Origin of the sequence: Microcoleus sp. FACHB-672 (assembly GCF_014695725.1) — a bacterium.
Taxonomy (GTDB): domain Bacteria; phylum Cyanobacteriota; class Cyanobacteriia; order Cyanobacteriales; family Oscillatoriaceae; genus FACHB-68.
This window is the reverse complement of sequence record NZ_JACJOU010000002.1, coordinates 60,242-74,513: the sequence shown is the minus strand read 5'-3', so window position 1 is coordinate 74,513 and position 14,272 is coordinate 60,242. Positions and strand designations below refer to the sequence as shown.

The window sequence follows — 14,272 nt, the reverse complement described above, 5'->3', positions numbered from 1 at the left end:
GACGATCGATGAGCTTCTCTAATTCCTTGCTCGAAAACCTGCTGCAAGCCTTGCCCCAGCTGCGGTCACAGATTTATTTCAAGTCTTCCTTAACGGCGCTTTCTCATGCAATGGAAGACCAAGTTCTGGCCGGCTCAGAGCAGCCTTTGGTGATTGCGAGTTTCCAGCGAGAGCGCTTTTACCGGCAGGAGGCGCACCGTTATCGGCGCATCGCCCAAAAAACCGATCAGGTTTATGTGCTGGCGGCACCCGAAACCGATTTCACCAATGCCTCAGATGTCTATGAGACGGTGGCATTCAACCCGACTGATCGGTTGAGTCAGGAGTGGCATTTAATCGTGATTGCGCCGGCTTATGCCACCTGCTTGATCTGTCAAGAACGAGAGACGCCAGCCAGCAGCAACCTTAGCACTGGCCAGACTGGCAAGCTTCCCGATCTGGCGGAAATGGATCAAGCTCGTCGGTTTGAGGGGATTTGGACATTTGACCGGCAGGTAACTTCCACCGCCGCTGGGTTAATCCTGAGTCAAATTTTGAAATACCGGCCCGAACTTGCTGACAAAATAGAGCGGGCACGAAATTTTTATAATCTTGCAGCATCATCACAAATAGTAGGAGATCCGGGATTTCAAAACGTCGATCCTGGCCCATTCGCCCAGCGCTTAGTGACTTATCTGCAAGCAGGACAGCACAAGTTGCTCAAGACTTATGGCTCGATTGCCGCCCAAGAGCGGAAAGAGCGTATGGTTAACTCGATTACTGCGGCAATTCGGCAATCACTCAATCCAGCAGAAATATTTAAAGTCGCAGTACAAGAATTGGGACAGGCGCTGAATGCGTGCCGGTGTTTGATTTATCGGTGCAAGGCAACGGATGCCAATGCAACGATTTTGTACGAGTTTTTAGGCACCGACATCAAGCCCCTAGCCGGCCAAATCTGGCCAATTCAAAGTAATCCCCTATTTCAAGAAGCGGTGAGACACGGGGAGCGAGTTTATGTGGAGAATGCCAAGACAGACACTCGGTTAGCCGGCACAAAAATGCAAGCCCTTGTGCGTCAGTGGCAAATTGGTTCGTGGTTAATGGTGCCGGTGTTGCATCAAAGCCAGTTAGTCGGCATGGTGGAATTGCATCACTGTAGCTCAACCCCCCGCCTTTGGGAAGAAGAGGAATTGGCGCTGGTAGATGCCATTGCCGCCCAAGTCGGCGTTGCTTTGATTCAAGCAGAAGCCTACGCCAACCTAGAAGACCTCAACCAGCAGTTAGAAGCCCTTGACCGCACCCGCAGCAACTTAATTGCCATCACCGGCCACGAACTCCGCACGCCCCTGTCCACAATCCAGGTTTGCCTGGAAAGCATGGTCAGCGATCCAGATATGCCGATAGAAGTGCGACAGGTGATGCTGAGTTCGGCTGTAGCAGACGCTGATCGGCTCCGCAAACTGGTGCAAGACTTTCTCACCCTGTCCCGCTTAGAAAGCGGACGCGTAGAATGGCATCCAGAACCCTTGCCCTTACAAGAGTGTGTGGAACTCGCTCTCAGCAGTATCCGCGCCCGCCGTTCTGAGGAAGCGCCGATCCAGATTACAACGCAAGTGCCAGAAGATTTGCCTTTGGTGCAAGCTGATGGCGAGTGGCTGGTGGAGGTGCTGGCGAAACTACTTGATAATGCTTGCAAATTTAACCAATCTCAGGGTCAGGTGAGGATCGAAGCACACTCTAACGGCTCGCAACAGGTTGAAGTTCTGGTCGCAGATACCGGGCGCGGGATTGAACCCAATCGGCTGGATGCCATTTTCGACCGATTCTATCAAGAGGAAGGGGCTTTGCGGCGCACTGCCGGCGGCACCGGCTTAGGACTGGCGATTTGCCGGCAAATTGTTACGGGCTGGGGTGGCCAGATTTGGGCAATTTCTCCTGGAAAAGACCAGGGCAGTGAGTTTCACTTTACAATCCCAATTGCACAAGGGGGTCAGGAAACCGCGCCTAAACCCGAACCTCAACCGCGAGGGGGCCGCTCTCGGCGTAGTGCCGGTTCGGGTCGCCGTCGAACGACGCTGAGTTAATCTGCCGATGATGTGGGGAAGATTGGGGGGCGAGGGTGAGGGAAGTAATAGCGTCTTTTTTGCGACGATTCACCTTGGCCTCCCCCGCTATATTCGCTACTTTGGGTTAGCGGTGGGAGGATGTCAACTTCTGGGTTCTACTTCCTTGCCGCCACCGGCTCCAATCCCAGCCGCGCCAGCAAGCGGTCGATATCGAAATGCTCAGCCATCATTTGACGGATGTATTCTACCTTCACCGGCTCTTGAAGCCGCACCTGGCCCAAAGCGTGTTCAATAATTTCCACCGTTGTCAAAGTATCCAAATCAACCGACAGCACCGGCACTTCCATTTCTTCAGCCCGGTTCAAAACAATTTGAGATGGAGCCATCGAGCCGGTTAAAATCAAACATTGCGTGTAACTGTCTAGGGCCGCAATCTGAATATCACTGCGATCCCCACCCGTTACCACCGCCATATTTCTCCCTTCAGAAAAATACTTAATGGCGGAATTAACATTCATCGCCCCAATCTTGAGACTTTCTACCATCAAATCCAAGCGATCAGGCCGGCACAGCACCTCTGCTTTCAGCCGCTGTGTCAACTCAGTCACACTCACACTTCGCAACAGCGCACTCCTGGGCAGCATTCCTAACACCGGCACTCCCTGAGACTCCAGAAAAGGGCGCACCAGCGTTTCGGCAAACTCCATCTGTTGCGGAGGAATATCATTGAGCAACACCCCTACCAGCCGATCGCCCAACCGCTGTTTAGCCGCCAGAACAATTCCAGCAGTCAAGGCTGATCGGAAACGTGTCACCAATAGAACCGACGCGTCCAGTGTTTCCGACACTTGCAACAAAGACAAATTCAGCAAAATGCCTTCATCCATTGTGCCGGCACCTTCCAGCAAAACTAAAGATCCTGCTGGACCCTGCATCGATTGGGCCAGCGCTTCTGAATAATTTGTTCGATCTTCCCCTTGCAGGCGTTTAGTAATCGTCTCCTCATCCAGAAACACCAGAGGAGATAGCAGCCGGTTGCCGGAAAGGTTCAGAGTTTCCCCCACAAACCGCACATCCTCATCTATCTTATCTACCTGATTCTCACTAGGACAGGTTCCTAGGGGTTTGCCGTAAGCAATATCGACTCCTTTTTGCTGTAGCTGATGGGCGATACCCACAACCGTTGCTGACTTGCCGCTATAAGCTTCTGTCGAGCCAATCACTAGATACTTAGCAATTTTTGGCACATCCTAACTCCTTATTTCAAAATCTACACGTAGGCCGGTCTTTTACCCAATTTTAAAGACTCTTTATCAACTGCGCTCCAACCGGCACGGGATAAACCCAACTCAAAAGCTAGCATTGTCCCAGCAGCGCTTTATTTCAAGACTTTTAAAATCTTTCCCTCACAAAAGTGAAACCGAGAAAAAGGGGAATAGCAAGTATGGTGCTGTCAGAGTCTATTAAAAAACAACTGCCGGTGAGCATTCCCCTTCCCGGATCAGATTCCTGATGTCTCTACCTCTTTCAGCCCCTCTTGCCCTACCCTCACTAATGACCACAGGTTCGCTCAAGCGCCCCTATGCGTCTCCTTTGCTTTTCATCCCTAGGTTCTAGCCTCCCGCCGCCAGTCACCCCAACAAAGGTTCTTTGACCGAAAAATCATTCATCCCGGCGCAGAAGCTTACGGTAAAACGCTGTTGAAAAATCCACCAGCCGCGAATTTTTTTCAGAACGCTTGTAATTGACAATCATATCGATCAAAAAATCGATAAACTCAAAATTGGCCATTGTCACCACATAACTCAGCTGCTCCCCCTTGGTATCAAACTGCATCCGGCAATTTGTCAGATCTGCAGGAATGGTTGAAACATTCCAAGTCGCCACAAATGGAATATTCTCACCGCCCTCAATTTTTCGCGCCCCTTCCAAATTTCCCCGCATATACAGGCTAATTGCCAAGGGCAGAACATTGCGCTTGTTGCCTTGGTAGTAGGGCACATAAAGACTGTACTGCCGGTTATCTGCCGGCTGAAGTTGATCAATTACCGATATACTCATATTTTTCTGTTTTTCCTTTCCCTGAATTCTTTACAGTAGGGCAATTGTGCGAGTTTGCTGCCGGCGCTGATAGTGCCGGCAGGGTTAACGGATCACAACTGGGCAAGCGCACCGTTTTGTTTGCATTCAGCCTCAGTAGCCGCTACCCGTTCAGATCGGGTTGGTTGCGCCTCCGCCTCCCTCACCCTTACCGTCAACCGATCTTAGCCTTAGCTCAGGCGAAAAAGCCGACCATCGGCAACCAACCCGACTGCTTTTTCCCAATTAATATAAATGTTGACTGTTTTTCAACGCAGCCTTAATTTTTATGAAAAACTGTGAACGACCCGGATCACATACAATCCCGGCTTCTTTTCTCCTCTCCGTTTTTCAAAAAAGTTCTGCAAGCCGGTGTCAAGTTGAGTATGGTTGCTTGAAATATCTGACTGTAGCACTCGCGCCGGCATTTATACTTTCTCTTCAGCCCTGACAGCAATGGGTTGAGAGCAGATTGTCCAAGTCCCTTGCCGGTCTTCCTGCACACTTCTATGGACTCATTGATCGCAAATTTTACCACCAACGAACACAGCCAAAGCTCTGAGCTAATGTAGTGTTGTTACTCATTACGGTAAATGCGGCCTTTGACAACCTTCCTCGGCCTTAATAATTTTAGGGTTTATTGCTTAAGGCAGTAATCCCGATGAATAAAACAAACATATTGGATGAGTAGCGTAAGATATTGGCAGTGTTCGGGCACACTTACCCCTCACCTGGCCTTGAGGAGTTCATCTATCAAGGGCGTTCACTTTTTCGGGTAAGCGCGGGGGCGATTACTCCCCAAACCCTCATTGGTTAACACTAAGCAACAAAACGATAGGAACCTATGGCCCCACTCGTAGCCAATTACTACTTAACATATCGCTGCAACGCCCGTTGTCATTTTTGCAACATCTGGGCGCTAGAACCCAACAACGAAGCTGATTTTGCCACAATTCAACAAAATTTAAAAGATTTGCGGCGCTTAGGCGTTAAATATGTGGACTTCACCGGAGGCGAACCCCTGCTGCGCCAAGATGTTGGCCAGATTTACACGGAAGCCAAAAAACAGGGTTTCGTGACCAGCATGACCACGAACACCATCCTTTATCCCAAAAAAGCCAAAGAAATTCAGGGTTTAGTAGACTTCTTGAATTTCTCTTTAGATGGTGGGGATGCAGAAACGCACGACCAATCAAGGGGCGTCAAGATTTTTGACACTTTAGTAGAATCGGTCAAAATCGCCATTTCTCTGGGTGAGTATCCCGTGCTCAACCATACCGTTACTGCCCAAAACTACAACCGTCTGGCTGAAGTTGCAGAACTCGGCCAGCAGTTGAATGTTCGGGTGTGGCTCAACCCTGCTTTTACTGCTTACGACAACTATAACTCCAAGAAAAACCCGACTCCAGAGATGGTGGCAGCAATAGAAGCAGCAGCTAAGAAGTACAGCAATCTTGGCTACAATAAGGCTGCATTAGCTTTCATTGAAGCTGGGGGCAACGACACCAACAATCCTCGCTGCAAAGCGGTGGAAGCTGTAATTGCGATTTCGCCAGATAACAAACTGTTGCTACCCTGCTACCACTTTGCCCAAACCGGCGTTCCCATTGATGGAAAGCTTTATGAACTCTACCGCGAGTCAGAAGAAGTGGAAAAATTCCGCGTTTCTCAAGGGAAGTTATCCGTGTGCGAAGGTTGTACGGTATGGTGTTACTTGATCCCCAGTTTCTTTAAGGGTGTTGATAAATATTGGTTTTTGAATCAAATAACCTATGCCGGCGAATTCGTGGCCCGAAAACGATTCTTACAGCGAGCTGTGGTCTGATCTTGCTGATCCAGCTGAGGCAGAACTCTTGCGTAGGGAAGCAGAGGAGCGAGTGAGTACAGGAGCGGGAAATTTTTCACCTGTGTCAGAATCCTCCTCTGCTGCTGAACCCACACAAGACTCAGAACTCAAAACAGGGCAGTTCTCTGAGGGTCGCAGACGCAAGGCGGCTGTTGTCTTAACGATTGTCTGGAGCGGTACAATCGCTCTCCATTTACTGTCTTGGGGCACCTGGCTTGTGCTGGGTTTTACAGGGGCGATGGTGATTCATGGGGTGCGTGTCTTGCGAACCAAGCCCGGTGAAACCCCTGAACCGCTATCAGATGACAGCCGCGATAATTGGCCCTCCGTCTCTTTATTAGTTGCGGCCAAAAATGAGGAGGCGGTCATTGCCCAGTTAGTGAAGACACTGTGTGATCTCGACTACCCAGCAGATCGTTACGAGCTTTGGGTTATTGATGATCACAGCACAGATCGTACACCAGAGCTGTTAGATCGACTGGAAACTGAATATGAACAGCTTAAAGTGTTCCATCGGGCTGCCGGTGCCGGCGGGGGGAAATCTGGGGCTTTAAATCAAGTCTTACCGCTTACCCGTGGCGAAATTTTGGCCGTGTTTGATGCTGACGCCCACGTTAGTCCCGATATACTGCGTCGGGTGCTGCCACTGTTTGAACGCGAAGAAGTGGGGGCGGTGCAGATGCAAAAAGCCATTGCCAACACGGATGTTAATTTCTGGACTCGTGGCCAAGCGGCTGAGATGGCTTTAGACTCTTACTTTCAGCAGCAGCGCATAGCTATCGGTGGTGTTGGAGAACTTCGGGGTAATGGCCAGTTTATTCGCCGGTCTGCTTTAGAAGGCTGCGGCGGCTTTAATGAACTGACGATCACGGATGATCTGGATTTAACCGTGCGCCTGCACCTGGAAGGGTGGGACATTGAATTTACCTTGGTGCCGGTGGATGAGGAAGGTGTTACCCATCCCTGGGCGCTATGGCATCAGCGTAACCGCTGGGCAGAAGGGGGTTACCAGCGCTATCTCGACTATTGGCCGCTGATTTTCCGCAACCGCCTGGGTTTTCGGAAAACTTGGGATATGTTTATGTTCTGGATTATCCAGTATTTCTTGCCGATGGCGGCGGTGCCAGACAGTTTGATGGCCCTCGCGCTTAAACGGATGCCGGTGTACAGTCCGATTAGTGCTGTGATGTTGGTGATGTCTGTAGTGGCAATGTTTACCGGCATCAAGCGCATCCGTCTACGGCGAGATCAATTAGGAACAAAGAAGGATGAGTCTCAACTTCACTCTCCTTCTTTGCTTTCTCGGAAGAATTTATCGCTTCATTCTTCTTCCTTTTTTGTCACGCTGTTGCAAACGCTGCGTGGGATGTTATATATGTTCCACTGGATCGTTGTGATGGTGAGTGTCACGGCTCGGATTTCGGTGCGTCCCAAGCGCTTGAAATGGGTGAAGACGCTGCATCAGGGCAAGGTGTGAGTTTAACTTTTGAAGTGAAGAGTGGGCTGGCTTTTAGTTCACTCTTCACTTTTGTTTTTGTTGCGTTTGAGAGAGAAGAGGTTTATTTTTAATCGCAAATAATAGCGTAGCGTGCCGAGAATATAAGCAGAGGCATACGCACGTGGGTTAAGCGTAGGAATCAGGTATTTGCTGATAGTTGGAAATTTGGGTGAGAGGTTTAGTTAGGGGCTGACGGTGCAAAGGTGTTTAAGGTTTTGGTGCGTTTGCTGAATCTCGTTCTGTACGAACCCATTTTGTTTGAGGTCGAATGAGAAAAGCGAAATAAAGTGGGATTTTCCAAAGAATGTAAAACGGGACGGCTAAAAGTGTCTGGATAGGTAAGTCTGCACGCCCGAATTTTGCCCATGCCCCGAATATTGAGGTAAAAATGAGCAGCCCTTGTGAGGCTAAAATAATTGCTGGAAGCCATGATGATAATCCCAAGCTTCCGGTTAGTAAGGTGGCTACCGTAGCAGCAGCCCACAGCATGACTAGCAGGGAAAGCGGGGGGACAAATAAGTCTAAGGCGATTGCTAAAAGATCGAAACGCATTTGCTTAACTGAGGCTTTTAGCAGTCGGGGAACTTGTGTTAGAAGCGTCTGCAAATGACCGTGTTCCCATCTCGTTCTCTGACTTGTGGCTGCTTGCTCTTGCTGCGGTAGAAGCCCTGTAACTTTCGCTTCGCCACAAAATACTGCTGGGTGGCCGGCTATTGCTAAATCTAAAGCAAGTTGCATATCCTCAACGATATTGCCACTTGCTAAAGGGGCTTCGCGAATGATTGACCACGGGAACGCCATCCCTGTACCTGTTAGCAAGCAAGGCAGTTCTAGCCGGCTCAGTCCACTCGGACGAACTAAGTTTTTGACTGTAAATGCTAGCGCTGAAACTGCATCTTTGGGTTTTGGGTTAGCCGGCTGTTCCATCAGGTAAGTTGCTTGCACCGGCTGCCCCTTTGCAGCAGCTAGTCGGGCAATTTTATCAATTGTGCCGGTATGAACGATACAATCGGCATCGACCAAAATAACAACTTCAGGCGGATCTTGCTCAATAAACCGCAAGCCATAATCTAAGGCGTATCCTTTGCCTCTTCGTTCAGCATCCTTTCTGTCTAGGACAGTTGCACCAAAGGTGCGAGCAATGACCGCTGTTTCATCATTACAATTATCGGCAATAACGATTAAGCGGTCACGCTCGGTTAACTGTGGCAAGATCGTCTTTAAAGTTGTGCCAATTCCAGCGGCTTCATTGTGCGCGGGGATCAAAACGGCAATGCTTGGCCTAGGAATTTCAACACTATTTGATTTTGAGCGAGCCGGTAATAAGGCTGCACAGCATTCCATAAAAAGAACTGCGACCGGGACGAGAAGTCCGAGCGCAATTACTAACAAAACGATGTCAAGAAATAAGCTCACTGATTAATGGGTGACAAAACTTTGCTACGTTGATTTGACTTGGCTCACGTTCGCTCTTTACGAACAGTTAAGCAAATAATGTTTCTGTTAAGTTCAGACTCTCAATATTTGCTTTCAACGTTCAAAGATGTGTTTAATAACTTTGCACCACTTGACGCTGATTTGAATTTCCAGATACCTCTACCGGCACTAACATTTGGTTAGGAGAAATGTAATGCAGTAAAAAATTGATGGTTTCTTCTTTAACCCACCCTTGACTCACTGCAATTTCTCCAAAACGCAACCCTGTTTGGGCTTGGTAGTTGAGGATGGTGTTAATTTGAGCGTCATTTAACAAGCCGGCAGATTTGAGATACTGACCCAACGGCTGTCTGTAGCTAGTTGTCGTCAACTTTGGCAATTCTTCTGCAAAAAAGTCAACCGTTTTTGGGTTAAGCCATCCTAGGCGCACCAGAATTTCCCCAAACCGTTGGTGGTGTTTCTGCTTAGCTTGCTCTTGGAGAACTGTTGCCACCTGATCTGGTGATAGCAAGTTTGCCTGTTGCAAAAGCTGACCGATGGGTTTTAAGTTTTGAGCTTTTGGTGTTGCTTGCTTTACACCCGCATCATGCGTTGCTAGGGGAGAGCTGTAAAGATTAAGCTTCTGCTTTAAAATCAGCCAGAAGAAAGCGGTATCTTCTAATAGGTATCTTTTCCAGAGCCGCTGTGGCTCAGACTGAAGTCTAAACAGCCACTCTACTCCCAACTCACTCATCCATTTTGGCGCTCTGGGTTTGTGGCCGGCTTCAAAGTCAATCGTTGCCCCGATCGCCAAGAAGATTTTGATGTTTTTTAATTTTTCCTTATATTGTAGAAGCCATTTTTCCTGTTTTGGCGCACCGACTCCGATTGCCAGGACTGTTGCTCCCGATTCATTAATCCGCTCAATTATATTCAGAGCTTCTTGTTCATCTTTTTCAAATCCAAAAGGCGGAGAGTACGAATCAACTACAATTTCTCTCCCAACTTTCCGATTAATTTTCTCTTGGGCTTTCCGCGCTACACCTTCAGCAGCCCCTAACAAGAATATTTTAATGCTTTCATTGTTTTTGTGATAGTCATAGAAAGCCGGGAACAAATCTGAACCGGAAATTTTTTCTTTAAGGGGACGTCCTAAAAATTTTGAAGCATACATTAAGACTTTGCTATCGCAAACTTTGTAGTTAGCGATACTGTAAGCCTTGTTAAAGTCATAATTTTTTTGTAATTTCATCAAGTGATCGACATTAGGCGTGAATACAACCCCTCCAGATAAATCGAGTGCTTTTAGTAGCTCGGACATTGATAGGTTATCAATGGAAACATTTAGGATATTTACTTTTCTCATTTGTGACCTCTCTTTGATTAACTGACGCAACTTCTAAAAAATCAATCACAGCGAGCCGACCAAGTATTTCTAGCTTTCAGAAACTAAAAACCGCGAACCCTAACAGTACATCCGCGAACAGGCTATCTTTGGAGCGCATAGCCACTTTCATTATCATAAGTTTTTATCAATTAACCCTCCCCCACTCAAATCTTGGGTACAAACCCTAGTTCAATCTGAATTTAGCAAAGAAATGTGAAGACCGCGTGAAAAATTCAAGAAATATGCTTTTCGGTAGAGAAAACTTTAGTACCCTTGATCACACTCAGCTAAGGTGAAATAGAACCTTAAAGAGTGCTAAATCTTTAATGGGTAAAGCTTTCACAAGTTGGCCTCCTCAAGCACTCGGAACCTTAGTTTGCCGCAGCCTTGTCCCCTGTTTCAGCCAGTTAATCAGGCCAGTTCCCCTAGAGTAAGAGTTTGTTTTAGGTGAATCGGCACTTCCTCAGTATATTCTCGCTTGACAAGACAATTGTATGTTGCCAAATTGGCAGAATACTTTGCCGAACGCATCCGCTCCTGTAAAAACACCAGGAATGAAGCAACTGTCATGAAGACCGCTGCCTAGTTATGAATGATTGATATCCCCTCAATGTCTAGCACGTCAGCCAGTTCCTTGGATCTTGTCCTTAACTTGTGCCGACATCACCGTTGCAAGATCGGCATCAGCTAAGCCACGAGTTTTTAAAACCCTGAAATGCTGATTACCACTGCAATCAACCCAATATTGTCAATAAAATAGCTCTGATTTTACTGAGCCGGCGCGTGATTCACAACAGTACCTAAGGTTGGCAACCCAAAAACGCTTATTTGATCTAAAACTTCCTTAACTGCAGACTGCTTGGTTTTGCGAAGGGCCACAACCATCAAAATTCCATCAGTATGGGAGGCTAGGAAATTAGCGTCCATAAGGTTAAGAAGATGGGGGGTATCGTAGACTACTAAATCAAATGTTGTTTGAAATTCCTTCATTAGATATTGCATTTGAGCGGATGCCAGCAGTCTGGTAGATTCTGGTAACGGTTGGCCGGCAGTCAACACAAAAAGATTCTCTGCTATGGTTGAGTGCTGGACACAGCTGTTCGGAGCAAGTTCACTGTCAAGCAGTTCACTAAGTCCCTTGCTGTTAGGTAAATTCAACCACTCATGAAGCTGAGGTTGGTGTAGATTAGCATCTACCAAGAGGACTCGCTGACCCATTGCTGCTGCTGTCTGAGCCAACTGTAAAGCAATCATAGACTTACCATCCCCAACTTCAGCCGAGCAAACAGCCAAAGAACGGACTGGTTGATCGTCAAACAGAAAACGGATACTGGCATAGAGAGAATCAAAAGCTTCCGAAAATTCAGAACTACCACTATGAGTGTCCTTGATTTGTCTTGCTAAGCCGTGTATTGCTTTTGAGTTCGAGCCTTTTCTCTTTCCTTGGTCGAGGGGAATCTCACCTAAGATAGGTAAGGGAATGGCATCTTTAATATCCTTGGCGCTGTAGAAAATATTCCGGAATTTCTCTAGGAAGACAGCAGCCCCCATACCTAGCACCAGCCCTGCTATTACGCCGATGATCAGCTTCTTGCTAGCGTCGCTGGGAATTGCGGCTAGATTGCCGGTAGCATCTTTAGGAACTTCCGGCTTAGAAACTAGCTCCCAAGGCACTTCATTTTGAGCCTCTTCGACTTCCAATTTTTGCCGGTGACTCAACAGCTGATCAAGCGTCCGAGTCGCAATATCTAACTGCCGCTGTAGTTCACTGTACTGGCTTGCAATTGCTGGGAATTGTTGGGCTTGCATTTGCAAGGTCGCTTTAGTCTGTGCGATCCCTTGATCACGAACCTCTAGCACCTGAAGTTGGTTAGCAGTCGCAACCAGTTGCTTGATCAGCTCTAACCGAGTCGAGTTTTGGAAGTTCATTATTTCAGAAGTGTTGACCGAATCTGTCAAATTCGATCCAAGAATTCGCTGGGCCTCCTGATTCAACAAATCTACGAGCTGTTGCCGTTGAGCCATTAGAGCTTGAATATAAGGGTTCCCTGGCTGAAACCGGGCAGATTCAACAGCAATCTGACTTTCCGTTTCTTTCAACTTTGTCAGCAACCCTTGATAGTTAGGGTTCTCGCTTAAAGTTGATGCAGCAAGGGCTTCTTGAGGGGTTAGGTCTAATTGTTGCTGTAAGGTTGTGTACAGTGCCCGTAGTTCTTGTATCTGTCTTTGCGTGTCTGATTGCTGTACTGAAATTTCCCGAACTTGTGTAAATAATTCATCGCTTTTCTGTTTCGGATCAGTCAGGGCATATTTTTCTTGCAGCTTCTGTATCTGCGACTGAACCGTATTGACTCGCGTCTGTAAATCGGGGAGTCGAGCGTCAATAAACTTGACCCCTTCACCAATGCGGCTTTTCCGTTCTTCAAGGCTATATTTTAAATACTTTTCAGCAGTTTTTTCTAATACAAGTTGAACAACTTTTGGATCAGATCCTTGATAGCTAACTTGGAGAATTTTGGTTTGATTAAGTCGCGTTTTACCAATGCGTTCAATCGTTAAGTTGGCGTAAAGATTACCGATGCTAAAGCCGGGATGCTTGGCGCGAATGTCTTCCACAATCTTTGACAGCATCCCAGGCCCTTTTAAAATCTCAACCTGAGTCGGGTAATCTAGGCTAAACAATTTTTCATTTGGCGCGTCTCCCTCAGTCCGAGCAAGAGCAGAGGGTTCACTCATTTTTGCTTCAGAGGAGACAGGTTCAACTAAAAGCTGAAAACTTCCTTTATAGGTTGGGGGGGCTTTTTTGTTTAAATACCAAGCCGCACCGGCTACTAAACCTGTAATTCCTATAACGATTAGAGCTTGTCGCTGCACAGTTCTTAGCAGCGGACGCAGATTTAATCCTTTTTGAGGTGGAGGGGTAAACTCAGCGTTATCAACGGGTGCTACTTGCTGCAATTGTCTGCCCTGCTTGGTAATTGATAATATTTGCGGAATTTGTTCTGTTTCCATGTTAATTTATGTTGTTTTTTTGAGTTGTCAGCCCACCATCGCTGAAAGCAACAAGGCGGTTGTTTGCTAAAGAGACTCCAGCTGATTAATGAGTCGGTGATTAGAGAGTTGATAGACGGCTGCACCACCCAGCCAACACGCCGACTCGCTTTCTGTTAAATATTCGCTTCCCACAGCAGACTGCTCTATCGCTTCTGGTTCCTTTATTAAGTTTGCGATATCTCGCTAAAAGACGCAAAGTGTCTTTCGGATGATTCTTGGGATCACGGTTCACTTCGGGTTGATTAAAAAAAGCTATTGTGCCGCATTCCAAAAGCGTTTGAGCCGGCTGGCTAATGGTAGATTCCCGGACTCTTTGCCTCGGTGACAATTGCCCGTAACTCTTTTCCATTAAGATTTGAGTGCCACTTGCGGTTCGAGTGCCGGCAGGGTTAATTAAGCACCGTAAGAGCCGGTTTAAAACTTGGCAAATTGCCGACACAATCTGAATGATCTGTGCTAAAAGTTCTTGATTTTTAGCAAGCCGAGAAATTGCTAAAGCTTTTAAATTTCCCTTTACACCAACCCACCATTTGTGTTGTAATGCTGCCGACTGAAGATCCTCAATAGAAAAACAGTCGCTACAGGGAGCGCTTTGACAAGAGTGGGTAAATAAGTGCTGTTCAATCTTCTTTTGCAAAGCCTTGACGCTACATCCAACCAAAACAACTGCCTGCGCCATCCCTGAGACAAGACCGGCGGGCTGAAGTTGCTGGAGCGAAGGCAGGATAGATGAGGTCATGTTTGCTAGGTTAGACCATTCTCAGGAGCTAAACTCTATTGCAGTTAGCAGCAGTCTTGCCCAAAATTGTAGAGGAAATTGGACAGCCACCTCCTCCGTAGAACTTAGAAATTTGCTACTGAAGGGATGACAACTGGCTTAAAACGTTGCTGTATCCTGATTTAAACGATTTTTCCTTAAAAAAGTTAGTTGGCTAAGGGCGAGA

General features: G+C 47.3%; 11 protein-coding genes. 4 read left to right on the top strand and 7 right to left on the bottom strand.

Translation table 11 applies throughout. The features are described from left to right. The first annotated feature begins 8 nt into the window (after window positions 1-8). The gene (locus H6F56_RS00365; protein ID WP_190664844.1) at window positions 9-2,066 is read left to right on the top strand and encodes a DICT sensory domain-containing protein; all 2,058 of its coding nucleotides are present in this window, start codon (window positions 9-11) and stop codon (window positions 2,064-2,066) included. Window positions 2,067-2,203: 137 nt separating this feature from the next. Here the strand turns inward: H6F56_RS00365 and H6F56_RS00360 are convergent, their stop codons facing one another. Both H6F56_RS00360 and ebsA read right to left on the bottom strand, forming a co-directional pair. Beyond that, entirely contained in the window at window positions 2,204-3,295 is a 1,092-nt protein-coding gene (locus tag H6F56_RS00360; RefSeq protein ID WP_190664843.1) for a phosphotransacetylase family protein, read from the bottom strand. A 415-nt stretch (window positions 3,296-3,710) separates the two neighbouring features. Further along, on the bottom strand, window positions 3,711-4,109 hold the full coding sequence (ebsA, locus tag H6F56_RS00355) for a type IV pilus biogenesis protein EbsA (RefSeq protein ID WP_190664842.1): 399 nt from the start codon (window positions 4,107-4,109) through the stop codon (window positions 3,711-3,713). 44 nt (window positions 4,110-4,153) lie between these two features. On the opposite strand from ebsA, the gene H6F56_RS00350 reads away from it, so the two are divergent. From H6F56_RS00350 to H6F56_RS00340, 3 genes are all read left to right on the top strand, one after another. Next, entirely contained in the window at window positions 4,154-4,411 is a 258-nt protein-coding gene (locus H6F56_RS00350; protein WP_190664841.1) for a hypothetical protein, read from the top strand. A gap of 560 nt (window positions 4,412-4,971) precedes the next feature. After that, complete coding sequence (locus H6F56_RS00345; RefSeq protein ID WP_190664840.1) at window positions 4,972-5,952, top strand: radical SAM protein; 981 nt, start codon at window positions 4,972-4,974, stop codon at window positions 5,950-5,952. Beyond that, entirely contained in the window at window positions 5,900-7,450 is a 1,551-nt protein-coding gene (locus tag H6F56_RS00340; protein WP_190664839.1) for a glycosyltransferase, read from the top strand. Before H6F56_RS00345 ends, H6F56_RS00340 begins: the two co-directional genes overlap by 53 nt. Window positions 7,451-7,678: 228 nt before the next feature. Here H6F56_RS00340 and H6F56_RS00335 read toward each other — a convergent pair whose 3' ends face one another. The 5 genes from H6F56_RS00335 to H6F56_RS00315 all read right to left on the bottom strand — a co-directional run bounded on the left by H6F56_RS00335 (window position 7,679) and on the right by H6F56_RS00315 (window position 14,067). Then, window positions 7,679-8,815 carry a glycosyltransferase family 2 protein gene (locus tag H6F56_RS00335; protein WP_190664838.1) on the bottom strand — a complete coding sequence of 379 codons (1,137 nt, stop codon included), beginning with the start codon at window positions 8,813-8,815 and terminating at the stop codon, window positions 7,679-7,681. A gap of 205 nt (window positions 8,816-9,020) precedes the next feature. Further along, entirely contained in the window at window positions 9,021-10,253 is a 1,233-nt protein-coding gene (locus H6F56_RS00330) for a WecB/TagA/CpsF family glycosyltransferase (protein WP_190664837.1), read from the bottom strand. A 432-nt stretch (window positions 10,254-10,685) separates the two neighbouring features. Continuing rightward, entirely contained in the window at window positions 10,686-10,844 is a 159-nt protein-coding gene (locus H6F56_RS00325) for a hypothetical protein (RefSeq protein ID WP_190664836.1), read from the bottom strand. Between the two features lie 198 nt (window positions 10,845-11,042). Beyond that, a complete protein-coding gene (locus tag H6F56_RS00320; protein ID WP_190664835.1) occupies window positions 11,043-13,286 on the bottom strand; it encodes a GumC family protein in 2,244 nt (747 codons plus the stop codon). Window positions 13,287-13,386: 100 nt separating this feature from the next. Continuing rightward, on the bottom strand, window positions 13,387-14,067 hold the full coding sequence (locus tag H6F56_RS00315) for a hypothetical protein (protein ID WP_190664834.1): 681 nt from the start codon (window positions 14,065-14,067) through the stop codon (window positions 13,387-13,389). Window positions 14,068-14,272 lie beyond the last annotated feature (205 nt).

Bases quoted from the DNA above. Each gene is read 5' to 3' on its own strand.
- H6F56_RS00325 (WP_190664836.1), bottom strand. From the start codon at position 10,844: ATGACAGTTGCTTCATTCCTGGTGTTTTTACAGGAGCGGATGCGTTCG.
- H6F56_RS00340 (WP_190664839.1), top strand. From the start codon at position 5,900: ATGCCGGCGAATTCGTGGCCCGAAAACGATTCTTACAGCGAGCTGTGG.
- H6F56_RS00315 (WP_190664834.1), bottom strand. From the start codon at position 14,067: ATGACCTCATCTATCCTGCCTTCGCTCCAGCAACTTCAGCCCGCCGGT.
- H6F56_RS00345 (WP_190664840.1), top strand. From the start codon at position 4,972: ATGGCCCCACTCGTAGCCAATTACTACTTAACATATCGCTGCAACGCC.
- ebsA (WP_190664842.1), bottom strand. From the start codon at position 4,109: ATGAGTATATCGGTAATTGATCAACTTCAGCCGGCAGATAACCGGCAG.
- H6F56_RS00335 (WP_190664838.1), bottom strand. From the start codon at position 8,815: ATGGAATGCTGTGCAGCCTTATTACCGGCTCGCTCAAAATCAAATAGT.
- H6F56_RS00330 (WP_190664837.1), bottom strand. From the start codon at position 10,253: ATGAGAAAAGTAAATATCCTAAATGTTTCCATTGATAACCTATCAATG.
- H6F56_RS00365 (WP_190664844.1), top strand. From the start codon at position 9: ATGAGCTTCTCTAATTCCTTGCTCGAAAACCTGCTGCAAGCCTTGCCC.
- H6F56_RS00320 (WP_190664835.1), bottom strand. From the start codon at position 13,286: ATGGAAACAGAACAAATTCCGCAAATATTATCAATTACCAAGCAGGGC.